Below are 22,719 nucleotides of genomic sequence, written 5' to 3'. Positions count from 1 at the left end.
TAGAGCACGTCTCGCATTCACTGAATCACTCGACGTGCTCCAAGTAACTGATTTAGCGCATTTCCGGACGTCGAACCGGTATCCACTTCGATTGGAAATGCTCTAGCGGAGCGGAACCACCAGACCGTTCTGCAGGGTGATGATCCGGTCCATGCGCCCGGCGAGTTCCATGTTGTGGGTCGCAAACAGGGCTGCAACGCCGGAAGCTCTCACCAATGCCTGCAAGGCTTCGAACACATAACTTCCGGTCTTTGGATCCAGATTTCCCGTAGGCTCATCGAGCAGGAGGATGCGTGGTGCATTGGCAACCGCACGTGCAATGGCAACACGCTGCTGCTCGCCGCCTGACAGTTCCGCGGGACGGTGCTCAGCCCTTGCGCCCATGCGCATGTAGTTCAGAAGCTCAAGTGCCCGCTCTGCGGCAACCGGTTTGGACAGCCCCCGGATCATCTGCGGCATCATGATGTTTTCCAGAGCGGTGAACTCCGGCAGCAGATGATGGAACTGGTAGACAAAGCCGACGTCGTTTCGGCGCATCGCCGTGCGTTCGTCGTCCGACAGATCATTGCAGCTTCGCGATCCCACATACACGTCGCCCGAATCCGGCTTCTCCAGGAGGCCGGCAATATGGAGCAAGGTAGACTTGCCGGTGCCGGACGGAGCCACCAGGGCAACCATTTCACCCGCAGCGATGGAGAGATCCGCTCCCCGAAGAATGTGAAGCTCGTTCTCACCCTCATTGAAGCTGCGTGTCACCTTGGACAACCGCAGGGATGGGACAGTTTGCCCGGATGCCCCTATACCGGAGGATTGCGCAGAGATGTTCATGTCACTCATACCTCAGCGCTTCCACCGGATCGAGCCGCGCCGCGCGCCATGCCGGATATAGGGTTGCGACCAGCGACAAGACAAGAGCCATGATCAGGACCGTGATCGTCTCGCCATTGTCAATTTCAGCCGGCAGCCGCGACAGGAAATAGAGCTCGGGATTGAAGAGTTCCGTTGCCGTCAGAAGTGAAACGAATTGGCGGATATTCTCGATATTCCAGCAGAAGATTAGACCCAGGAAGAACCCGGCCAGAGTACCGACAAAACCGATGCTGGCACCCGTGATCAGGAAGATGCGCATCACGGCACCTCGGGTCGCCCCCATGGTCCTGAGGATGGCAATGTCCCTGCCCTTGTCCTTCACCAGCATGATCAGCCCGGAAATGATATTGAGCGCGGCAACCACCACGATGAGCGTCAGGATGATGAACATCACGTTGCGTTCGACTTCCAGGGCCGAGAAGAATGTCTGGTTGCGTTGACGCCAATCCGTCACGAAGGACGGGCGCCCGGCAGCATCTTCAATCAGTGCCACCATCTGGCCAACGCGGTCCGGGTCGTTTGTGTAGACCTCGATCCCGGTCGCGACTCCGTCCATGTTGAAGTAACCCTGCGCTTCGGTAAGCGGCATGAACAGGAAAGTTGCATCATATTCGCTCATGCCGATCTCGAAGATCGCCGTGATCGGATAGCCCTTCACGCGCGGGGTGACGCCGAGCGGAGTGACGTTGCCCTTCGGGCTGATGATGGTGATGTTGTCACCAAGGGCAAGACCCAGCTGCTGCGCCATGCGCGCGCCGACTGCAACCCCGCCACCTTCATCAAATCCGTCAAGGGTTCCCGACCGCAATGTTCCCGCAACAAGCGGTATCCGCTTCAGGTCCGCTTCCGACAGTCCGCGAACCAGGCCGCCGAGATTGCCGGAAGGACCAGAGACCAGCGCCTGACCCTCCACAAAAGGAATGGCAGACACGACACCGGGAACGTCCTCTATGCGTTTTGCAACAGGATCATAGTCCGATAGCGGCATCTCGATTGGCTGAACCAGCATATGACCGTTGATGCCAAGGATCTTGCCCAGCAATTCGGTGCGGAAGCCATTCATCACCGCCATGACGATGATGAGGGTCGCCACACCAAGCATGATCCCAGCAAAGGAAAAACCGGCGATGACAGAGATGAAGGCATCCTTGCGGCGGGCCCGCAGATAGCGACCGGCAATCATCCATTCGAAAGGTGAAAACGGACGGGTCTTGCCCTCATCTTGTCCTGCTTCACCAATTGCCGCGCTATCTGCACTCATCTCTATTCCCAAAGCCATTCAGACCGTTGCCGAATCCTGATCAAAGGATCGGCGACAGCCTTCAAGCCGTCAATGCCGCAACCAACTTGTTCAGAGTTGCTTCCGGAGACAGCATTTCCTTTTCGCCGGTGGCGCGGTTCTTGACCTCCAGAACGCCGTCCTTCAGACCACGCGGGCCGGCAACCACCTGATACGGCAGACCGATTAGGTCCATGGTCGCGAACTTTGCTCCCGCACGATTGTCGGTGTCGTCATAAAGGACCTCGATGCCCGCTGCTTCCAGCTTTGCATACATGTCCTCACAGGCGGCATCCGTCATCTCGTCGCCGGCCTTGAGGTTCACAAGTCCGACATGGAACGGAGCGACCGATGCCGGCCAGATGATTCCGTCGTCGTCATGATTGGCCTCAATCAGGGCACCAAGAAGGCGGGAAACACCGATGCCGTAAGAGCCCATGTGAACCGGCACTTCTGTTCCCTCGGAAGTCGCCACCTTAGCCCCCATGGCGTCGGAATACTTCGTTCCGAAATAGAAGATGTGACCGACCTCGATGCCGCGAGCGGAGACACGGTTCTCTTCCGGGATCGCGTCAAAGGCAGCAGCATCATGCATTTCGTCGGTTGCCGCATAAGGCGTCGTCCACGCGTCAACGATAGGGGTCAGATCGGAGAAGAAATCCGTGTCCTCGGCGGGAGTATCCAGATCCAGCAGCGCCTTGTTGAGGAAAACCTCGCTTTCGCCGGTGGAGGCCAGAATGATGAATTCGTGGCTCATGTCGCCGCCGATCGGGCCCGTGTCGGCCTTCATCGGAATCGCCTTAAGCCCCATGCGGGCAAAAGTGCGCAGATAGGCAACGAACATCCGGTTATAGGCGTGGCGCGCTGCTTCCTTGTCGATATCGAAGGAATAGGCATCCTTCATCAGGAACTCGCGGCCGCGCATGATCCCGAAGCGCGGGCGTACTTCGTCACGGAACTTCCACTGGATGTGATAGAGGTTCAGCGGCAGGTCCTTGTAGGACCGCACATAGCCACGGAAAATGTCGGTAATCATTTCCTCGTTGGTCGGGCCAAACAGCATGTCGCGCTCGTGGCGATCCGTGATGCGCAACATTTCCTTGCCATAGGCATCATAACGCCCACTTTCGCGCCACAGGTCTGCTGACTGGATCGTCGGCATAAGCAGCTGAACGGCACCGGCACGCGCCTGTTCCTCTTCTACAATGCGCTCCACCTTGCGCAGAACCCGATGGCCGAGCGGCAGCCAGGAATAGATACCCGCTGACTGCTGGCGCACCATTCCGGCCCGCAACATCAGGCGGTGGGAGACAATTTCCGCTTCCTTAGGGGTTTCCCGCAGGATCGGCAGAAAATATTTGGACAAACGCATCGGAGTTCTCTCACATTTTGGGCTCGGCCCGTTTGGCGCAGTGAAAACGCAAGCCCGCCTCAAATACAAGCCCTTCCGCGCCTCAGGGCCTGATTTTCGGTGACAAAATATGGATTTTGTCAACTTGACCAAGGGGTATTTCTGCAGAGGCCCAAAGCCGTTCGAACTCACTTGCCATTAGCAAAAAAGCCGCATTTTCTTGGACTGCAAAAAAAATGCTCTTGATATGCACAAATACGTGACAAACTGAATTCAATCCGTTAGGTTCACCCTCCATAAGAATAAGGACAGTGCCTGTGGTGCTCGTCCCTACAGACATCGCGGTCTGAGTCTTGGGAGGAAGATCCTTCTGGCGCGACGCAAGTCTGCTGCCGCTTCGCAAAATGTTGAAAAACGAGCGAAGATAGAGGGTGATTAGACGCGGAACTTCAAAAAAGCAGAGCTTGGCTCTGCTTTTTTTTTCGCCTTGGCCGTGTCTGATCAGTTACCAGTTCGGCTTCGGAAACGGCAGATCATCCAGCGACACGCTGGATTGACGAATCCAGACGTAGGCAAGGAACACAGTCGTTGCGACGATCGTGTTCAAGATGATCACCTTCTTGAAATTCACACGCTCCGGGGCACCGGGTTCGGAGCCCGGCACCACCTCGCCTGCTTCTTCCTGACTGCGACGTATTCCAAACGGCAGAATCGCAAACAGGCCGATCCACCAGATCATGAAATAGACGGCCAGACCGAAAATTACCGACATTGCAGCTTATGCCTCTTCCAGCTCGGTCAGCGTGCCACAGAAGTCCTTCGGATGAAGGAACAGCACCGGCTTTCCGTGAGCGCCAATTTTGGGTTCGCCATCTCCCAGAACGCGCGCACCTGCCTCAACAAGCTTGTCGCGCGCGACACGGATATCATCTACCTCGTAACAGACGTGATGAATGCCGCCTGACGGGTTCTTTTCCAGGAACTTGGCAATCGGCGAGTTTTCATCAAGGGGCTCCAACAGTTCGATCTTGGTGTTGGGCAGGTTGATGAAAACCGTGCTGACACCGTGGTCCGGCTGGGCAACCTTTTCCGACACTTCCGCGCCAAGCGTATCGCGATAAACGGCTGTCGCTGCCTCGATGTCCGAGACCGCGATGGCAACATGGTTCAAGCGTCCGATCATGAAAACACTCCCTCCGAGAAATCCTGCCTCGTTACACCTGAGAAACGACAACTTTGCAAAGCGTCTTTTTGCCCCAGACATCGAGAATCGCAGCGCGGGCAGCGCGACGCGCAGATTCGCCAATTACGTCCTTGTCACGCCGACGGGCTTTCGGAATGCTCGTCACTGCGCCAATGATTTCCTTGATGACAATGGCTTCAATGGGATCGCCGTCCTCGTCCTCTTCGGGAATACCCATCAGCACGACCTGCGGGTCATCCAGCAATTCACCGGCCCGGTTGACCACAAGTGATACAACTGCAGCACCCGCGAAGGACAGCTTGCGCCGTTCCTTGACGCCGGTGGTCTCCGGGTCATCCAGAATGTGACCGTCCTTTACCCAGATTCCGAACGGAGCTTCGTCGATGATGCCGGCTGAGCCTTCATTCAGACGGACAATGTCCCCGTTTGAAGCGCGCACCACTTCGCGAACCCCCATGTTTCCGGCAAATTCTGCATGAGCTGACAGATGCATCGGTTCACCGTGGACCGGAACCACGACCTTTGGCTTCACGATCTTGTAGAGCTGCTCCAGCTCGCCGCGGCGCGGGTGACCCGACACGTGAACCAGCGCGTCCCTGTCCGTGATGATGGTGACGTCATCCTCGGCGAGATTGTTCATCACGTCGATGACCGCCTTCTCGTTGCCGGGGATCGTGCGCGACGAAAAAATCACCGTATCGCCCTTTGAAAAGGCAATATTGCGGTGATCTCCGGCGGCAATACGTGCCATGGCGGCGCGGGCCTCCCCTTGGGAGCCGGTGCAGAGAAGCACGACCTTTTCGCGAGGCAGATATCCATAGGCTTCCTCGTCATGGAACGGCTTCAAACCATCGAGGTAGCCAAGTTCCGTTGCGACTTCGATCACCCTGTGCATGGAGCGGCCAACGACAACGAGATCCCTGCCCGCGGCCTGTGTCGCCTCTGCAATCGAACGAATGCGGGCGACGTTGGATGCGAAAGTGGTGACGGCAACGCGGTGTTTGGCCGCCGATATCACCTTCTTCAATTCGACCGCCACTGCGGCCTCCGACGGGCTGACGCCCTCGCGGATGGCATTGGTGGAATCGCAGACAAGGGCCATGACGCCCTCCTGGCCGAGTTCCTCCAGCCGCTTCATATCAATGGGCAGGCCAATTCCCGGCGTGTGATCGACCTTCCAGTCGCCGGTGTGCAAGACCATTCCGGCGGACGTGCGAATGGCCAGCGCGCAAGGTTCGGGGATCGAGTGCGCCATGGCAACGAATTCAACGTCAAAGGGACCAATCGACAAGCGATCTCCCTGACGCACGACAGTCACCGGGATATCAAGATCCCCGGAATCCATTTCGCGCTTTGATTCCAGCAGGCCAGCCGTGAACGGCGTTGCGTAGATCGGCACGCGCAGATGCGGCCACAGATGGATAATCCCGCCATAGTGGTCTTCATGCGCGTGGGTGATCACCATGCCGACAATGTTGTCGACTTCCTCTTCCAGAAACCGGATATCCGGCAGGACAAGATCAACTCCCGGCAGATCAGGACCGGCAAAACTCACTCCACAATCAACAATCAACCAGGATCGGTCGTCTTCGGGGCCAATCCCGTAGAGCGCCAGGTTCATTCCGATTTCACCGACACCGCCAAGTGGCAGAAAGACGAGTTCGTTCTTTTTTATTTTGGCTTTCGCCATCTAGTCATTCTCCAAACTTTTCAGCACCGGCGTCTCCGTCTTCCAATCCTTTAGATGAAGACGTCTCCGGCGAATATTGTGCGCAAGGACCCATTGTCCAGCTTCAGGATCAGGTGCCCGCTTTCATCGAGATCAACAAACTGCCCTGTCAGGGCATCTTCCCCGTTTCGGATCGTGATCTGTTTGCGAAGATGTGCTGCCCTCTCCAGCCATTTGGATCGGATCTGCGCAAAACCGTCGGGCTGCGCCCAAACCGCCAGAAGACGCGGAAGGCTCTCGCTGAGATGCCGAAACATCTCGTCCGGCGATACGCGGTATCCGAGCACACCAAGATCCGTACAGGGATATATGCTCTCATCGGGATGTGTCGCGCAATTGACACCAAAGCCAATGACGACCGCTGTCCTGCCAGGCCCCAGCGCTTCCGCCTCCAGCAAAATGCCCGAGAGTTTTGCACCTTCAACGAGAAGATCATTCGGCCATTTCAGGCGCGCAAGCCGGTAAGCTCCAGTTGCGCTGTCGATGGCTTCAGAAAGGGCAACCGCTGCCAGCAACGGCAATTCACCGAGCCGTTCGGTCGGCGCAGGATTGATCATCAGGAGGCTCGCAAACAGGTTTCCGCGGTTGGAAGCCCATTGGCGACCACGTCGACCACGACCGGATGTCTGCTCCTGTGCCGTGACCCAAAGCTGCCCTTGATCACCGTTTCGAGCATGCGTAAAGGCGAGCGTGTTGGTTGAGCCGACAGTATCATGCCGCTCAATGCGGAAACCCGGCGCACTTGGCACCGGGTCCCCAATGTTCGAAACTGTTGCGTGACGTTCGGTCAGAACAACGCTCCTGCGGCGGCCCGTGCGGCGGTGACCACCGGTGCAGGCATTGCCCAGAAGAAGATCACGAAGACCGACGACAGACCGAGCACAAATTTCAGTTCCACCGGCATCGGATCGAAAGCTTCTGCCTCGTCGTCAAAGAACATGACCTTGACGATGCGCAGGTAATAGAAGCAGCCAACCACCGACGCGAGCACACCGATAATGGCGAGCGGGTAAAGGCCAGCCTCGACCGCTGCAGCAAAGACGAACCACTTGCCGAAGAAACCGATCAGCGGCGGAATACCGGCCAGCGAGAACATCAACAGGCCAAGCAGAATAGCCATTGGAAGGTTGGTCTTGGACAGGCCGGACAGCTCGGAGATATCCTCCAGCATCGTGTCCTTGCGGCGCATAGACAAGATGCAGGCGAACACACCGAGGGTCATGCCAAGATAGGCGGTCATGTAGAACAGGACACCTTCAACACCGGCCTGTGTGCCGGCGGCAAGACCGACCAGCGCGTAGCCCATGTGACCGATGGACGAATAAGCCATCAGGCGCTTGATGTTCGTCTGACCGATCGCGGCAAAGGCACCGAGCGCCATGGATGCGATGGAGACAAACACGATGACCTGCTGCCAGTCATGGGTGATCGGATGGAACGCTTCAATGACCACGCGCACCAGAAGACCCATGGCCGCAACTTTCGGCGCTGCCGCAAAGAAGGCGGTTACCGGAGTGGGGGCGCCTTCATAAACGTCCGGGGTCCACATATGAAATGGCACTGCGGAAATCTTGAAGACAAGACCGGCAAGCATGAAAACCAGACCGATAACAACGCCGATGGACACGTTACCATGAGCCAGGACCTCTGCGATCTCGCCGAAGCCAATCTGACCGGAGAAACCATAGACCAGCGACATGCCATAGAGCAGCATGCCGGAGGAAAGCGCACCGAGAACGAAGTACTTCAGACCGGCTTCCGTGGAACGGATGCTGTCACGGTTGATTGCTGCCACGACATAGAGCGACAAGCTCTGCAGCTCCAGACCGAGGTAAAGCGCGATCATGTCGTTAGCGGACAACATCAGCATCATGCCAAGGGTTGCAAGAACGATAAGCACCGGATACTCGAACTTGTCGAAGCTCTGGGACTTCGCATAGGCCCAAGACATCGCAATCGCGAAGAAGGAACCGATCAGAACCAGAAGCTTGAGGAAGTAGCTGTATTCGTCGGCGACAAAGGACCCACCAAACGTGGTTCCCATTGTCGGCAGAAACAGCATCACCAGTCCCGTTGCGGCGATGAGGCCCATGGCCCCACCGAATACCTGGTGGGCGATCCCCCGCCCGCCAAACACGCCGATCATCAGAAGGACCATTGCACCGACGGCCAGAATAATCTCCGGCATCACCGGCATGAGATCGGGCATTTGCGTCAAATCAGACATATGTCTTGCCTCAAACCGTTTAGTGGGCGCCGGCTGCGGCCTGCTGGACAGCGCCAGCGGCCTCAAGGGCTGCGGAATAATGTGTGATCAGGTTGTCGACGGCACCTTGTGTGACATCCAGGATCGCCATCGGATAGAAGCCGAAGAAAATCGTCAGGATCACGAGCGGAAGAAGAATGACCTTCTCGCGCAGATCCAGATCGAGGATCGACTTCAGGCTTTCCTTGTTCAGTTCCCCGAACACGACGCGGCGATAGAGATACAGCGCATAGACAGCAGACAGGATCACACCGGAGGTGGCGATGAACGCGACCCAAGTGTTGACCTGGAAGGCCCCCATCAGGGTCAGGATTTCCCCGACAAAGCCGGACGTGCCCGGAAGACCCACATTCGCCATCGTGAAGATGAGGAACGCGACGGCGTATTTCGGCATACGGTTCACAAGACCGCCATAGGCCGAAATTTCGCGGGTGTGAATCCGGTCATAGATGACGCCAACACACAGGAAGAGCGCGCCGGAGACAATGCCGTGCGACAGCATCTGGAAGATACCACCCTGAATGCCCTGCGGCGTCATGGTGAAAATACCCATCGTGACGTAGCCCATGTGGGCAACGGACGAATAGGCGATCAGCTTCTTGATGTCATCCTGAGCAAGCGCCACCAGCGATGTGTAGACGATCGCGATAACCGAGAGGGTGAAAACCATCGGCGCGAACATGTCGGATGCCAGCGGGAACATCGGCAGGGAGAAGCGCAGGAAGCCGTAGCCACCGAGCTTCAACAGGATCCCGGCCAGGATCACCGAACCGGCGGTCGGCGCTTCAACGTGGGCATCCGGCAACCAGGTGTGGACCGGCCACATAGGCATCTTCACCGCGAAGGACGCGAAGAAGGCAAGCCACAACCAGGTCTGCATGCCACCGGGGAAGCCATGGTTCATCAGCGTCGGAATATCCGTCGTGCCAGCATCCCAATACATGGCCATGATGGCAATCAGCATCAGAACCGAGCCAAGCAGCGTGTAGAGGAAGAACTTGTAGGACGCATAAACGCGGCGCGCACCACCCCAAACACCGATGATGAGGAACATCGGAATGAGGCCAGCTTCGAAGAAGACGTAGAAGACAACCAGATCAAGCGCACAGAAGACGCCGATCATGAGGGTTTCCAGCACCAGGAACGCGATCATGTATTCGCGAACCCGCTTTTGCACGCTTTCCCAGGAGGCGAGAATGCAGAACGGCATCAGGAAGGTTGTCAGGATCACGAACAGAACCGAAATCCCGTCCACGCCCATCTTGTAGTTGATGTTTCCGCCCAGCCAGTCCCGGCTTTCCACGAACTGGAAGCCCGGGTTGGTGTAGTCGAAGAAGTACCAGATCGCCAGAGACGCCACGAAGGTGAAGAGCGTGGTCACAAGCGTGACCATGCGCATCTGGCGCTTGGCACCATCATCGTTCCCCGGAACAATCAGGAGGAACAAAACACCCAGCAGCGGCAGGAAGGTGACAATAGAGAGGATTGGGAAATCCAGCATCAGTGTGCTCCTCCGGTGCCTGCGCCGGTGAACATGGACCAGGTAATCAAGAGTGCCACCCCGATCAGCATCGCAAAGGCATAGTGATAGAGATAGCCGGTCTGCAGACGGACAACCCAGCTGGTGACATTCTGGACACGCGCGGCAATGCCGTTCGGACCATATCCGTCAATCACAGTCCCGTCCCCCTTCTTCCAGAGCTGACGGCCAATCCACATGGACGGGCGGACAAAGAGGAAGTCGTAGATTTCATCGAAATACCACTTGTTCAAAAGGAACTGATACAGGGCTGAATGCTGCTCGGCGAGCTTCTTCGGCGTTTCCGGCGACTTGATGTAGAACCAGTAGGCCACAGCAAGACCACCAGCCATCATCACGAACGGGGAAACCTTCACCCACTTCGGCACCTCATGGAATGTGTGCATGATGTGGTTGTTTTCACCCAGGAAGATCGCGCCTTTCCAGAAGGCATCGTAGCCCTCGCCGATGAACGGTGACTTGAACACCATTCCGGCAAACACGGCACCCACGGTCAGGATCAGGAGCGGGATGGCCATGACCATCGGCGATTCATGAACATGCTTCATGACATCAGCAGGCGCGCGCGGCTTGCCGTGGAAGGTCATGAACGTGAGACGCCAGGAGTAGAAGGAGGTAAGGCCGGCTGCAATCACGGTCATCCAGAAGCCGTACATGGCCATCGGATTTGCGTGCTCGCCACCACCGGCCGCGAAGGCTGCCTCAATGACCGCATCCTTGGAGATGAAGCCTGCAAAGCCGATATATGTGAGCGGAATGCCAACACCGGTCAGCGCCAGCGTGCCGATCATCATCGTCCAGTAGGTGATCGGCATGTGCTTGCGCAGGCCGCCCATCTTGCGCATGTCCTGCTCATCCGACACGCCGTGGATCACCGATCCGGCGCATAGGAACAGGAGCGCCTTGAAGAAGGCGTGCGTGAACAGGTGGAAGATACCGATTGAGTAGGCTCCAACCCCGAGCGCAACGAACATGTAACCGAGCTGCGAACAGGTCGAATAGGCGATCACGCGCTTGATGTCGTTCTGCACAAGGCCAACGGTTGCGGCGAAGAACGCAGTCGTTGCACCGAAGAACGTCACGACGACAAGTGCGGTATGCGAGAATTCGAAGATCGGCGACAGGCGCGCCACCATGAAGACACCGGCGGTGACCATGGTTGCGGCGTGGATCAGCGCGGACACAGGCGTCGGGCCTTCCATCGCATCCGGCAACCAGGTGTGCAGCAGGAACTGAGCTGACTTGCCCATTGCGCCCATGAAGAGCAACAGACAGACAACCGTCAGGGCTGCGTGGTTGTCAAGATGGTAGCCGAGGAAGTTGAGCGCCTCTCCATGGCCTTCGGCGTTGGCAAAGCTTGGAACTTCCGCGAAGATCTCGGAGAAATTGATCGTGCCGAAGAAGTAGAAGATGCCGAAGATGCCGAGGGCAAAGCCAAAGTCGCCAACACGGTTGACCACGAAGGCCTTCATGGCGGCAGCATTGGCAGACGGTTTCTTGTACCAGAACCCGATCAGCAGATAGGACGCCAGACCCACGCCTTCCCAGCCAAAGAACATCTGCAGGAGGTTGTCGGAGGTAACCAGCGACAACATCGCGAAGGTGAACAGCGAGAGATAGGCAAAGAACCGCGGACGGTGCGGGTCGTGATGCATGTAGCCAATGGAGTAGACATGCACGAGCGCGGAAACAGAGTTTACCACGACCAGCATGACCACTGTCAGGGTATCAACGCGGATACCCCAGGTTACATCGAGTGTACCGGCGGAGAGCCAACGCATGATCTCGATCTGATAAAGACCGGTTTCACCGTAGCCCACCTTGAAGAAGGCAACCCATGACAGGATCGCAGCCACGATCACAAGACCGCTGGTGATGTATTCCGAAGCCTTTGCGCCTATTTGACGGCCAAACAGGCCGGCAATCAGAAAGCCGATAAGCGGCAGGAAGAGGATAGCCGTATACATTCGCCCTACCCCTTCATCACGTTGACGTCTTCAACCGCAATGGAACCGCGGTTCCGGTTGAACACGACAAGGATCGCCAGACCGATGGCCGCCTCGGCAGCTGCAACGGTCAGGACCAGCATTGTGAAGATCTGCCCCATGAGGTCTCCCAGGAAGGAAGAGAAGGCAACAAAATTGATGTTTACGGCCAGGAGCAACAACTCGACCGACATCAGGATGACGATGACATTCTTCCTGTTCAGAAAGATCCCGAAGATCCCTATCGTGAACAGAACGGCTGCGACCGACAAATAGTGCGACAGACCAATTTCCATGGGCGCCTCGCGTGCTCCCCTTCTCTTACCCCAACCAGAGACCAGCGTGAGGGATACGCCGGCATCTGGATCATGCGACTGCGCGTTGAACCCGCGCTGTTAAATACCCTTGCCCGATTCCACCTTGCGGACCTCAATGGAGGTTTCCGGGGTGCGAGCAACCTGTTTCGAAATATCCTGGCGCTTGGCGTATGGCTTGTGGCGCAGCGTCAGGACAATCGCCCCGATCATCGCAACCAGCAGCACAAGGCCGGCAACCTGGAAGAAGTAGATGTATTTCGTGTAGAGAACCGCGCCGATGGCCTCGATGTTCGACACTTCGGAAAGCGACGGCATCGGCTCACTGCCCTGCCCGATCAGCTCCGGCGCGATAACCCATGCACCGACACCAAGCAAAAGCTCGACAAGAAGGATTGCGCCAACCAGCGCACCGACCGGGAGATACTGAAGGAACCCCTGCCGCAACTCTGCAAAATCCACGTCCATCATCATGACGACGAAGAGGAACAGAACCGCGACCGCGCCCACATAGACCACGATCAGCAGCATCGCGAGATACTCGGCGCCCAGCATGACAAACAAGCCGGCGGAGTTCACGAAGGCCAGGATCAGGAACAACACGGCATGGACCGGATTGCGAGACGAAATGACCATGAAGGCCGAGCCAACGGTCAGCCCGGCAAACATATAGAAAAAGAAGGCTTTCAGGAACATGGAGGGCCTGCCTGTCGTGGTGCCGTTTCCGGCCATCTGCGTTTCGCGGCCGGATTGCCGTGAAACGCACTTGAGTGTTGCGTTCAGCTCCTAGCGATAAGGAGCATCCATTTCAATGTTGCGGGCAATTTCCCGCTCCCAGCGGTCGCCATTGGCGAGCAGCTTTTCCTTGTTGTAGTAGAGCTCTTCGCGGGTTTCGGTCGCGAACTCGAAGTTCGGGCCTTCCACGATGGCATCCACCGGGCAGGCTTCCTGACAGAAGCCGCAGTAGATGCACTTCACCATGTCAATGTCATAGCGGGTCGTGCGGCGCGTACCGTCGTTACGGCGCGGACCTGCTTCAATCGTGATGGCCTGCGCCGGACAGATCGCTTCGCAAAGCTTGCAGGCGATGCAGCGCTCTTCTCCGTTCGGATAACGCCGCAAGGCGTGCTCACCACGGAAACGCGGGCTGACCGGCCCTTTTTCAAACGGATAGTTGACCGTTGGCTTCGGCTTGAAGAAATACCGCATGGCAAGAAAGAACGCCGAAACGAACTCCTTGAGCAACAGCGATTTGGCAGCCTGATCAAGTCCCATCGATCGTTGCCTTCCTTAAATCCCTCAGCCGGCGAGACTAACACCGGCCCAATACCCGACAATCGGAAACCCGACGGTCGGAACCACAACTACAAGCGCATTCAAGAGCGCCCGGTGCCTGGCGGCGAAACCACCGTCGCCGCCCGCTTCCCTGTTTTTCATTTCCGTCGCCTGCAGGATCCCTTTCAGGATTTTCTGATCGATCCAGGCCAGATAGAGACCCAGCACCGCACCGATCAGACCCACAATCGACAAACTCATGTCGTCGGTGCCCAGCCCATGGCCATAAGAACCGCAGCAACTGCCACCACCATGAACAGCGACATCGGGAGGAAGACCTTCCAGCCGAGGCGCATCAGCTGGTCATAGCGGTACCGTGGTACCATTGCCTTGACCATCGCGAACATGAAGAACACCAGAAGCGCCTTGAGCGAGAACCAGACGATCCCCGGCACCCAGGTGAACGGTGCAAAATCGAACGGCGGCAGCCACCCACCCATGAACAGGACGGTCATCAGGGCACACATCAGCGCAATCGCGACGTATTCACCGAGCATGAACATCATGTACGGGGTCGAGCCGTATTCCACCATGAAGCCGGCAACCAGTTCAGACTCCGCTTCCGGCAGATCGAAAGGCGGACGGTTGGTTTCAGCCAAGGCCGAGATGAAGAACACCACGAACATCGGGAACAGCGGCAGCCAGTACCAGTTCAGGAACGAAAGCCACGGCACGCCGAGAAGCGTTGCAAGGCCGGTTTCCTGAGACTTCACGATCTCTGTCAGGTTCAGCGAACCGGCGCACAAGAGCACAGTCACGATCACAAAGCCAATGGAGACTTCATAAGAGACCATCTGTGCAGCGGAGCGAAGCGCCGACAGGAACGGGTACTTGGAGTTGGATGCCCAACCGCCAATGATGATGCCGTAAACCGAGAGAGACGAAATGGCGAAGATGTAAAGGACGCCGACATTGATGTCGGCAATCACCCAGCCTTCAGCCACCGGCATAACTGCCCAGGTGGACAGAGCCAGAAGCACGGTAATCAGCGGGGCCAACAAGAACAGTGGCTTGTTCGATCCAGACGGAATGACCGGCTCTTTCAATACGAACTTCAAGAGGTCGGCAAAACTCTGGAACAAGCCCCAGGGTCCGACCACGTTCGGACCGCGGCGGATCTGGACTGCCGCCCAGATCTTGCGGTCAGCGTAGAGAATGTAGGCGATTACCACCAGAAGAACGACCAGCAGCAGGACACTGGTGAAAACCATCCAGAGTAACGGCCAGCCGTAGGTCGTCATGAATTCCGACATGTCTGTCCCCTGCCCCTTATTCTGCTGCTTCCGCTGCCCGCGAGCGGGCAAGCGCCGAACACTCAGCCATCACACCGGAGGCGCGAGCGATCGGGTTTGTCAGGTAGAAATCGCGAATGATGTTTGCAAAGCCAGCCGACGATGCCTTGCCCTTGCCTGCATTTGCCGCAAGTGCCTCGACATCGGCCACATTGCCCGCCTCGATCATGTCGATTGAGGACAGATGCGGATATGCCTCGAACAGCTTGGACCGCAGCTCGGACAATGAGTCGAACTCCAGTGTCTGGCCAAGAACCGCAGACAGCGCCCGCAGGATCGCCCAGTCTTCGCGCGCTTCTCCCGGAGGGAAAGCTGCGCGATCAGCGAGCTGGACGCGACCTTCGGTGTTCACATAGATCGCCGACTTTTCGGTGTAGGCTGCGCCCGGCAGAATTACATCGGCGCGGTGAGCGCCCCGGTCCCCGTGCGTACCCTGATAGATGACAAATGCGCCTTCCGGAACATCGACCTCATCCACACCCAGCAGGAACAGAACGTCCAGTGAACCTGGCTCAAGCATCGCGCCGGTCGCCTTGCCGCCTTCAGCCGGGACGAATCCGATGTCCAGTGCGCCGACCAGAGCTGCTTCGCTATGAAGAACGTTGAAGCCGTTCCAGTCCTCGCGCAGTGCACCACGCTTCTTGGCAACGGCTGCTGCCAGCGCAAGGATCTCGGCCCCGTCTTCCCGGTTGAGAGCCCCCTGACCAACGATGACCATCGGGTTCCTGGCGTCGGACTTGCCATCAAGCAGAGCCTTGAGGCTGTCCGGACCAGCACCGGCATATGTGGTCTCATAGGTCAGTTCGGCGTTCTCACCGACAACAATAACTTCAAGACCGCCCTGCACCCAACGCTTGCGGATACGGGCATTCAAAACGGTTGCCTCGACACGCGGATTGGTGCCAACGAGGATGATCTGGTCCGCTTCTTCAATACCGGCAATCGTGGAATTGAAGACATAAGAAGAACGACCATTTTTCGGATCTAGCGGCGATCCCGGGAACCGGGCATCAATGTTTGCCACACCCAGCTTGGCCATCAGGCTCTTGAGTGCGAACATGTCCTCGACGCCAGACAGCTGTCCGGCCAGCGCGCCGATCTTGTCTGCAGAGGTTGCTTTCACCTTGTCGGCAATGATCTGGAACGCTTCGGACCAGGATACCGGCTGAAGCTTGCCATCCTTCTTTGCATAAGGACGGTCAAGGCGCTGCGTCTTCAGGCCGTCATAAATGTAGCGGCCCTTGTCGGACAGCCACTCTTCATTCACGGCTTCATTGAGACGCGGCATCACGCGCATGACTTCACGGCCGCGCGTGTCAACGCGAATGGCTGATCCAAGTCCGTCCATCACGTCGATGGATTCGGTTTTGGTCAGTTCCCACGGACGGGCATGGAATTCGTATGGCTTGTGCGTCAGCGCGCCAACCGGGCACAGATCCGCAACGTTGCCCTGCATTTCGGAAGAAAGCGCAGCTTCGAGATAGGTGGTGATCTCGGCGTCTTCGCCGCGACCGATTAGACCCATATCCGTTACACCGGCGACTTCCGTGGTGAAGCGGACGCAGCGCGTGCAATGAATGCAGCGGGTCATGATCGTCTTGATCAGCGGACCGATCTGCTTGTTTTCGACAGCACGCTTGTTTTCGTGGAAACGCGAACCATCTACACCATAGGCCATGGCCTGGTCCTGAAGGTCGCATTCACCGGCCTGGTCACAAATCGGGCAATCCAGCGGGTGGTTGATGAGCAAAAACTCCATCACCCCTTCGCGGGCCTTCTTGACCATCGGGCTCTTCGTCTCGACGACTGGCGGCTCGCCGTTCGGACCCGGACGCAGATCGCGCACTGACATCGCACAGGATGCCGTCGGCTTGGGCGGTCCGCCCTTCACCTCGACAAGGCACATGCGACAGTTGCCGACAATTGACAGCCGGTCATGGTAACAAAAGCGCGGAACCTCGGCACCAGCTTCCTCACATGCCTGAAGCAATGTGTAGTCCGCCGGTACGTCCACTTCGTTGCCGTCGATGATCAGTTTTGTCATCGCCTGCTCTCCAACCCCGTTCCGCTTACTCTGCCGCGACCAGAGGCGCCTTGGGCGCCCGTGTCTTGGCAACATAATCGTCGATGCGCTGTTCGATCACCGGACGGAAGTTCCGGATAAGACCCTGAATTGGCCAAGCGGCCGCATCACCCAGCGCGCAGATCGTATGACCTTCAACCTGCTTCGTGACATTGAAAAGCATGTCGATTTCCTCGTAGGACGACTCGCCTTTCACCATGCGTTCCATCACGCGCCACATCCAGCCAGTGCCTTCACGGCACGGTGTACACTGTCCGCAGCTCTCGTGCTTGTAGAAATAGGACAGGCGCGCAATCGCCTTGATGATATCTGTGGACTTGTCCATGACAATAACCGCAGCAGTGCCCAAACCTGAGCCAAGACCGCGCAGCGTGTCAAAGTCCATCGGCACATCCTTGGCCTGTTCCGCCGTCAGACACGGTACGGAAGACCCGCCAGGAATCACCGCCATCAGATTGTCCCACCCTCCGCGGATACCGCCGCAATGGCGGTCGATAAGTTCGCGGAACGGGATGCCCAGCTCTTCTTCAACGGTGCACGGCTTGTTGACGTGTCCGGAGATGCAGAACAGCTTGGTGCCTGTATTGTTCGGCTTGCCGAGACCGGCAAACCAACCACCACCGCGGCGAAGGATTGTTGGAGCGACCGCGATCGACTCCACGTTATTGACCGTGGTCGGGCAGCCATAGAGACCAACGTTCGCCGGGAACGGAGGTTTCAGGCGCGGCTGGCCTTTCTTTCCTTCCAGGCTTTCCAGAAGAGCGGTTTCCTCGCCACAAATATAGGCGCCCGCTCCGTGGTGAACGTAGATATCGAAATCGTAGCCGTTCTTGTTGTTCTTGCCGATCAAACCAGCGTCATAGGCCTGATCGATCGCTGCCTGCAGGCGTTCACGTTCACGGATGAACTCCCCGCGGACATAGATATAGGCAGCAATCGCGCCCATCGCGAAACCAGCGACAAGGCAGCCTTCAACAAGCGTGTGCGGATCATGACGAAGGATCTCGCGGTCCTTGCATGTTCCCGGCTCGGATTCGTCGGCATTGACGACGAGGTACGCAGGACGGCCATCGCTTTCCTTCGGCATGAAGGACCACTTCAGGCCGGTCGGGAAACCGGCACCGCCACGCCCGCGAAGACCGGAAGCCTTCATTTCGTTGATGATCCAGTCGCGGCCCTTTTCGAGCAGCCCCTTGGTATCATCCCATTGGCCGCGCTGCTTCGCGCCTTCCAGTCCCCAATCGTGAAGACCGTAGATATTGGTAAAGATCCGATCCTGATCTTTCAGCATCTCTTTCCCCTACCTTCAGCTGTTCTTCGAGGACGGAACTTCGCCCTTGCTGGCACGCTTGGAGAACTCGGTCTCGCCGCCTTTTGCCAGAATCTTAGCCTGATCGATCCAGCCATCACGCTCGATACGACCCTTGAACTTCAAGCGGGTGTCTACCCACGCAACTTCGGCCGCTGTCCAGGCAGCGATCTGATCAAAGTGGAAGAAGCCGAGTTCATGAAGAACGCCTTCCAACTTCGGACCAACGCCCTTGAGCAGTTTCAGATCGTCCGGCTTGCCACCGCGCGCTTCCTTCAGCTGCTCAGGCGCCTTTTCCTCAACTGCACCAGCCTCGGCGGGCGCTGCTGCTTCAGCCTTGGCTGCAGGTGCCGCAGTGTCAGCTGCCGGCTTTTCAGCCTTGGCCTTACCTTCCGGCTTCGCCTCTGCAGGTTCAGCCTTCTTTTCTTCGGCCTTCGGAGCTGCAATTTCCTTTTTCGGTGCTGCCGCCGGTTTGGCAGGAGCTGCTTCCGCCTTTGCTGCAGCGGCATCACTGCCAGACTTCTTGGCTGCAAACTCGGCCTTTACGCGGGCAACTGCATCTTCCGCAGGCGTCGGTACACCGTTGTAATCCTTGCCGCCAGCATTGATGGACGCGCCAGCAAAGGCATGGGATGCCTTTTCATTGCCATCGACCAGATGGGCCACCGGCAACACACCCTTGGTGGTGTCGTTGATTTCGGTGAGGCTGGTTGCGCCGCCTTCCGGCATGGCGAAACGACGACCGTTTTGCGGACCGGGAGTTACTTCCTTGCCTGCAGCAATGTCGTCAATCAGCTGGTTGAAGCTGTCCGGGGTCAGGTCCTCGTAGGTGTCCTTGAAGATCTGCACCATCGGCGCATTCACACACGCACCAAGGCACTCGACCTCTTCCCACGAGAACATCCCGTCTTCGGAAATTTCATGCATGTGCTTGGCAATGCGCGACTTGCAGATCTTGATCAGGTCTTCCGAGCCACGCAGCTGGCACGGTGTCGTGCCGCAAACCTGAATATGTGCCTTCTTGCCGACCGGCTGGAGCTGGAACATCGTATAGAATGTCGCCACTTCCAGAACGCGAATATGCGGCATGTCCAGCATTTCAGCGATATAGCGAATTGCAGGTTCGCAGACCCAGCCTTGATGCTGTTCCTGCGCACGCCACAAAAGCGGGATAACGGCGGAGGCCTGGCGGCCCGCCGGATAGCGGTCAATCAGCTTTCTGGCCCAAGCCAGGTTTTCCGGCGTGAACTCGAAGCTTTCAGGTTGTTCCGCGGCAAGTCTGCGAACTGCCATGCTCTTCTTCCCGTTTCCTTAACTCTCACGCGACGACGGCAAGCGTGTCTTGCCGGTCGCCTTGCGCTGCGAAGAGTGATGTAAGCCGCTCCAGCCAGAAGCTGTCGCGAGTGGCGAAAAAGTCATATCCCCGCCGCCGATTGATCTTGATCCGGCTCAGTTCGTCCACCGAGCGGAGTTCGTACAGGCCCTTCTTTTGAGAATGACCAAATACGCGCATTCCCAACTTGTCGAAGACATGCCGGGAGATTGTGTGAGAGCGGTCAGAACCGTGATCTTCGTAGATGATCAGCAGCTGCCGCTCAAGAAGGTCGTTGGCGCCGTTCATGGCTTCCACTTCCACGCCTTCAACATCAAGCTTCAGCACGACCGGACCGTTCGCCTCAATGGCCCCGGTGCGAAGAAGCTCGTCGAGTGTGACCGTCTCGACCTCTCCGCGTGGCACAGCGTCAGAACCGTCGTTTACCAGCGAGCGCGCTTCATGCTTGGCACCATAGATCGGCACAAGCTGGCCGCTGACATCGGAAACGCCGCGGTTCAGAACGTCGAACCGGTCGCTGTTGGCGCTCGCGTTCTTCACCAGCTGCCCGTAGGTCGAGGGATCAAGTTCGACCGCGAGGCTCCGCTTGTTGCCAAAACGCTCGCTCGACACACGGCAGGACCAGAAACCGTAATTGGCCCCGCAGTCCACGAAGAAATAATTCACATCGCGTACCTGCTCCAGCAGCCACTCGACCTCCGGCTCGTAAACGTGATTCCTGTCCGCCAGAATGCTCCAGTACCCGTCCCCGTAAGGAAACGTGAACCGGCAGTCGTCGGACATGATCACGCAGACCTGCCGTTTGCTGGCCAAAACGGAAGAAACCAATTTGGCAACAACGGAGAACCCAAGTTCGCCCAACGGACGAAGGACAGCGCTTGCCACGCCCATGACCCTGAGGCCAAGGCGCTCGACAGCGGTGGCATTCGAAATGTCACCGCTGCGCATGTCCAGAACTATGGGTTGGTCCAGTGCCGGCATAGGTTAGCGGTCCACCTCGCCGAACACGATGTCCATCGAGCCCAGAACCGCCGAAACGTCGGCTAGCTGGTGGCCGTTGCACACGAAATCCATGGCAGAAAGGTGCGAATAGCCCGGAGCCTTGATCTTGCAGCGGTACGGCTTGTTGGTGCCGTCAGAGACAAGATAGACGCCAAACTCACCCTTCGGCGCTTCAACTGCCGCGTAAACTTCACCGGTGGGGACGTGATAGCCCTCGGTGTAGAGTTTGAAGTGATGGATCAGAGCTTCCATGGACCGCTTCATCTCGCCGCGCTTCGGCGGAACGATCTTGCCATCTGCAGAGGAAATCGGGCCGGTTTCAACCGTCAGCTTTTCCAGGCACTGCTTCATGATGCGAACCGACTGGCGCATCTCTTCCATGCGGATGAGATAGCGGTCGTAGCAGTCGCCGTTCTTGCCGATCGGAATGTCGAAATCCAGATCTGCATAGCATTCGTAAGGCTGCGCCTTGCGCAGATCCCATGCAGCGCCGGAACCACGCACCATGACGCCGGAGAAGCCGCGAGCCCATGCATCATCAAGATCGACAACGCCGATATCAACGTTACGCTGTTTGAAGATGCGGTTGTCGGTCAGCAGGCCTTCAATGTCGTCAAGGGTCTGCAGGAATGGGTCACAGAAGTCCCAGATATCGTCGAGCAGATCACGAGGAAGGTCCTGGTGGACACCGCCCGGGCGAACATAAGCTGCGTGGAGGCGAGCGCCACATGCGCGCTCATAGAAAACCATCAGTTCTTCGCGCGGCTCGAAGCCCCAGACCGGCGGCGTCAGCGCGCCAACGTCCAGTGCCTGAGTGGTCACGTTCAGAAGGTGCGACAGGAGACGTCCGATTTCCGAGTAAAGAACCCGGATCAGCTGACCGCGCATCGGTACCGTGATGCCAAGCAGTCGCTCAACGGCAAGTGCATAAGCATGCTCCTGATTCATTGGCGCCACGTAATCCAGACGGTCGAAATACGGTACTGCCTGCAAATAGGTCTTGTGCTCGATCAGCTTTTCCGTGCCGCGATGCAGAAGACCGATATGCGGGTCGACGCGTGTAACAACTTCCCCATCCAGCTCCAGAACCAGACGCAGAACGCCGTGGGCGGCAGGGTGCTGCGGACCAAAGTTGATGTTGAAATTGCGAACCTGAGCTTCAGCCATTTGCCAGCGCCGCCTTAATTCGTTGTTGCTTTCTCATCGCCAGGCAGCACGTAGTCCGTGCCCTCCCATGGCGAGAGAAAATCGAAGTTGCGGAATTCCTGATTGAGCCGGACCGGCTCATAGACAACGCGTTTCTTCTCGTCGTCGTAACGAACTTCCACAAAACCGGTAAGCGGGAAGTCCTTGCGCAGCGGATGCCCGTCGAAGCCGTAATCGGTGAGAAGACGGCGCAGGTCTGGATGACCGGAGAACAAAATGCCGTACATGTCGTAGGCTTCGCGCTCGAACCATTCCGCTCCCGGGAAGATCGGCGTGATGGACGGAACCGGAGTTTCCTCGTCGGTTGCGGCCTTGACCCGAATGCGCTGGTTCTGAACCGGAGAAAGGAAGTGGTAGACAACATCAAACCGCTTGTCGCGCGCCGGATAGTCGACACCGCAAAGATCGGTCAGGTTGACGAACTTGCAGGAACTGTTGTCCCGCAGGTACCGCACGACATCCAGAATTTCGGATGCAGAAACGGTAATCGTGAGCTCACCATAGTCCACTTTGGTGGACAAAACGGAGTCGCCAAGCCCAAGCGAAATATGTTCCGCAAGTTCCTTCAGCGCTTCATCCATTCTTTTTCCCTCACTCCGCAGGAGCCTGGGCAGGCGACGG

General features: G+C 57.5%; 21 protein-coding genes. All 21 read right to left on the bottom strand.

Annotated features, from left to right (window positions below; genetic code table 11):
* Positions 1-102: 102 nt before the first annotated feature.
* Positions 103-828: an ABC transporter ATP-binding protein gene (locus F0155_RS12510; RefSeq protein ID WP_150524974.1), complete on the bottom strand. Its 726-nt coding sequence runs from the start codon at positions 826-828 to the stop codon at positions 103-105.
* A 1-nt stretch (position 829) separates the two neighbouring features.
* A complete protein-coding gene (locus F0155_RS12505) occupies positions 830-2,131 on the bottom strand; it encodes a lipoprotein-releasing ABC transporter permease subunit (RefSeq protein WP_150524859.1) in 1,302 nt (433 codons plus the stop codon).
* A gap of 61 nt (positions 2,132-2,192) precedes the next feature.
* Positions 2,193-3,521, bottom strand: a complete 1,329-nt coding sequence (gene proS, locus F0155_RS12500) for a proline--tRNA ligase (RefSeq protein WP_150524858.1) — start codon at positions 3,519-3,521, stop codon at positions 2,193-2,195.
* A 484-nt stretch (positions 3,522-4,005) separates the two neighbouring features.
* Positions 4,006-4,272: a DUF1467 family protein gene (locus tag F0155_RS12495; protein WP_150524857.1), complete on the bottom strand. Its 267-nt coding sequence runs from the start codon at positions 4,270-4,272 to the stop codon at positions 4,006-4,008.
* 6 nt (positions 4,273-4,278) lie between these two features.
* A complete protein-coding gene (mce, locus tag F0155_RS12490; RefSeq protein ID WP_150524856.1) occupies positions 4,279-4,683 on the bottom strand; it encodes a methylmalonyl-CoA epimerase in 405 nt (134 codons plus the stop codon).
* 31 nt (positions 4,684-4,714) lie between these two features.
* The gene (locus tag F0155_RS12485) at positions 4,715-6,394 is read right to left on the bottom strand and encodes a ribonuclease J (protein ID WP_150524855.1); all 1,680 of its coding nucleotides are present in this window, start codon (positions 6,392-6,394) and stop codon (positions 4,715-4,717) included.
* Positions 6,395-6,444: 50 nt separating this feature from the next.
* Positions 6,445-7,182, bottom strand: a complete 738-nt coding sequence (locus F0155_RS12480; RefSeq protein ID WP_208999253.1) for a biotin--[acetyl-CoA-carboxylase] ligase — start codon at positions 7,180-7,182, stop codon at positions 6,445-6,447.
* A 38-nt stretch (positions 7,183-7,220) separates the two neighbouring features.
* Positions 7,221-8,660 carry an NADH-quinone oxidoreductase subunit NuoN gene (gene nuoN, locus F0155_RS12475; protein ID WP_150524853.1) on the bottom strand — a complete coding sequence of 480 codons (1,440 nt, stop codon included), beginning with the start codon at positions 8,658-8,660 and terminating at the stop codon, positions 7,221-7,223.
* A 19-nt stretch (positions 8,661-8,679) separates the two neighbouring features.
* A complete protein-coding gene (locus tag F0155_RS12470; RefSeq protein ID WP_150524852.1) occupies positions 8,680-10,200 on the bottom strand; it encodes an NADH-quinone oxidoreductase subunit M in 1,521 nt (506 codons plus the stop codon).
* Positions 10,200-12,206: an NADH-quinone oxidoreductase subunit L gene (gene nuoL / locus F0155_RS12465; protein ID WP_150524851.1), complete on the bottom strand. Its 2,007-nt coding sequence runs from the start codon at positions 12,204-12,206 to the stop codon at positions 10,200-10,202. The genes F0155_RS12470 and nuoL overlap by 1 nt, the downstream gene beginning before the upstream one ends.
* 5 nt (positions 12,207-12,211) lie before the next feature.
* Positions 12,212-12,520, bottom strand: coding sequence for an NADH-quinone oxidoreductase subunit NuoK (gene nuoK, locus F0155_RS12460; RefSeq protein WP_150524850.1), 309 nt, complete (start codon positions 12,518-12,520; stop codon positions 12,212-12,214).
* A gap of 99 nt (positions 12,521-12,619) precedes the next feature.
* Positions 12,620-13,234, bottom strand: coding sequence for an NADH-quinone oxidoreductase subunit J (locus F0155_RS12455; RefSeq protein WP_150524973.1), 615 nt, complete (start codon positions 13,232-13,234; stop codon positions 12,620-12,622).
* Between the two features lie 90 nt (positions 13,235-13,324).
* Positions 13,325-13,813, bottom strand: a complete 489-nt coding sequence (nuoI, locus tag F0155_RS12450; protein WP_150524849.1) for an NADH-quinone oxidoreductase subunit NuoI — start codon at positions 13,811-13,813, stop codon at positions 13,325-13,327.
* A gap of 24 nt (positions 13,814-13,837) precedes the next feature.
* Positions 13,838-14,074 (bottom strand): hypothetical protein, encoded by a 237-nt coding sequence (locus tag F0155_RS12445; protein ID WP_150524848.1) that lies wholly within the window; start codon positions 14,072-14,074, stop codon positions 13,838-13,840.
* Positions 14,071-15,126, bottom strand: a complete 1,056-nt coding sequence (nuoH, locus tag F0155_RS12440) for an NADH-quinone oxidoreductase subunit NuoH (RefSeq protein ID WP_150524847.1) — start codon at positions 15,124-15,126, stop codon at positions 14,071-14,073. The genes F0155_RS12445 and nuoH overlap by 4 nt, the downstream gene beginning before the upstream one ends.
* Positions 15,127-15,142: 16 nt before the next feature.
* Positions 15,143-17,209 (bottom strand): NADH-quinone oxidoreductase subunit NuoG, encoded by a 2,067-nt coding sequence (nuoG, locus tag F0155_RS12435; protein ID WP_150524846.1) that lies wholly within the window; start codon positions 17,207-17,209, stop codon positions 15,143-15,145.
* Between the two features lie 25 nt (positions 17,210-17,234).
* A complete protein-coding gene (gene nuoF / locus F0155_RS12430; protein WP_150524845.1) occupies positions 17,235-18,539 on the bottom strand; it encodes an NADH-quinone oxidoreductase subunit NuoF in 1,305 nt (434 codons plus the stop codon).
* Positions 18,540-18,554: 15 nt separating this feature from the next.
* A complete protein-coding gene (locus tag F0155_RS12425; RefSeq protein ID WP_150524844.1) occupies positions 18,555-19,850 on the bottom strand; it encodes an NADH-quinone oxidoreductase subunit E in 1,296 nt (431 codons plus the stop codon).
* Between the two features lie 25 nt (positions 19,851-19,875).
* Complete coding sequence (locus tag F0155_RS12420; protein ID WP_204934459.1) at positions 19,876-20,871, bottom strand: FkbM family methyltransferase; 996 nt, start codon at positions 20,869-20,871, stop codon at positions 19,876-19,878.
* A gap of 3 nt (positions 20,872-20,874) precedes the next feature.
* Positions 20,875-22,059, bottom strand: coding sequence for an NADH-quinone oxidoreductase subunit D (locus tag F0155_RS12415; RefSeq protein WP_150524843.1), 1,185 nt, complete (start codon positions 22,057-22,059; stop codon positions 20,875-20,877).
* A gap of 14 nt (positions 22,060-22,073) precedes the next feature.
* A complete protein-coding gene (locus F0155_RS12410) occupies positions 22,074-22,679 on the bottom strand; it encodes an NADH-quinone oxidoreductase subunit C (protein ID WP_150524842.1) in 606 nt (201 codons plus the stop codon).
* Positions 22,680-22,719 lie beyond the last annotated feature (40 nt).

Source organism: Roseibium sediminis (assembly GCF_008711325.1).
Classification (GTDB): Bacteria; Pseudomonadota; Alphaproteobacteria; order Rhizobiales; family Stappiaceae; genus Roseibium; species Roseibium sediminis.
This window is presented reverse-complemented; position numbering and strand designations above follow the sequence as displayed.

What these genes read in the sequence shown, in the direction of transcription:
- F0155_RS12420 (WP_204934459.1), bottom strand. Translation starts at nt 20,871, where the DNA reads ATGCCGGCACTGGACCAACCCATAGTTCTGGACATGCGCAGCGGTGAC.
- F0155_RS12445 (WP_150524848.1), bottom strand. Translation starts at nt 14,074, where the DNA reads ATGAGTTTGTCGATTGTGGGTCTGATCGGTGCGGTGCTGGGTCTCTAT.
- nuoL (WP_150524851.1), bottom strand. Translation starts at nt 12,206, where the DNA reads ATGTATACGGCTATCCTCTTCCTGCCGCTTATCGGCTTTCTGATTGCC.
- nuoG (WP_150524846.1), bottom strand. Translation starts at nt 17,209, where the DNA reads ATGACAAAACTGATCATCGACGGCAACGAAGTGGACGTACCGGCGGAC.
- F0155_RS12425 (WP_150524844.1), bottom strand. Translation starts at nt 19,850, where the DNA reads ATGGCAGTTCGCAGACTTGCCGCGGAACAACCTGAAAGCTTCGAGTTC.
- nuoF (WP_150524845.1), bottom strand. Translation starts at nt 18,539, where the DNA reads ATGCTGAAAGATCAGGATCGGATCTTTACCAATATCTACGGTCTTCAC.
- F0155_RS12495 (WP_150524857.1), bottom strand. Translation starts at nt 4,272, where the DNA reads ATGTCGGTAATTTTCGGTCTGGCCGTCTATTTCATGATCTGGTGGATC.
- F0155_RS12415 (WP_150524843.1), bottom strand. Translation starts at nt 22,059, where the DNA reads ATGGCTGAAGCTCAGGTTCGCAATTTCAACATCAACTTTGGTCCGCAG.
- F0155_RS12505 (WP_150524859.1), bottom strand. Translation starts at nt 2,131, where the DNA reads ATGAGTGCAGATAGCGCGGCAATTGGTGAAGCAGGACAAGATGAGGGC.
- F0155_RS12485 (WP_150524855.1), bottom strand. Translation starts at nt 6,394, where the DNA reads ATGGCGAAAGCCAAAATAAAAAAGAACGAACTCGTCTTTCTGCCACTT.
- nuoK (WP_150524850.1), bottom strand. Translation starts at nt 12,520, where the DNA reads ATGGAAATTGGTCTGTCGCACTATTTGTCGGTCGCAGCCGTTCTGTTC.
- F0155_RS12455 (WP_150524973.1), bottom strand. Translation starts at nt 13,234, where the DNA reads ATGTTCCTGAAAGCCTTCTTTTTCTATATGTTTGCCGGGCTGACCGTT.
- nuoH (WP_150524847.1), bottom strand. Translation starts at nt 15,126, where the DNA reads ATGTCGGAATTCATGACGACCTACGGCTGGCCGTTACTCTGGATGGTT.
- nuoI (WP_150524849.1), bottom strand. Translation starts at nt 13,813, where the DNA reads ATGGGACTTGATCAGGCTGCCAAATCGCTGTTGCTCAAGGAGTTCGTT.
- F0155_RS12410 (WP_150524842.1), bottom strand. Translation starts at nt 22,679, where the DNA reads ATGGATGAAGCGCTGAAGGAACTTGCGGAACATATTTCGCTTGGGCTT.
- mce (WP_150524856.1), bottom strand. Translation starts at nt 4,683, where the DNA reads ATGATCGGACGCTTGAACCATGTTGCCATCGCGGTCTCGGACATCGAG.
- F0155_RS12510 (WP_150524974.1), bottom strand. Translation starts at nt 828, where the DNA reads ATGAACATCTCTGCGCAATCCTCCGGTATAGGGGCATCCGGGCAAACT.
- F0155_RS12470 (WP_150524852.1), bottom strand. Translation starts at nt 10,200, where the DNA reads ATGCTGGATTTCCCAATCCTCTCTATTGTCACCTTCCTGCCGCTGCTG.
- proS (WP_150524858.1), bottom strand. Translation starts at nt 3,521, where the DNA reads ATGCGTTTGTCCAAATATTTTCTGCCGATCCTGCGGGAAACCCCTAAG.
- nuoN (WP_150524853.1), bottom strand. Translation starts at nt 8,660, where the DNA reads ATGTCTGATTTGACGCAAATGCCCGATCTCATGCCGGTGATGCCGGAG.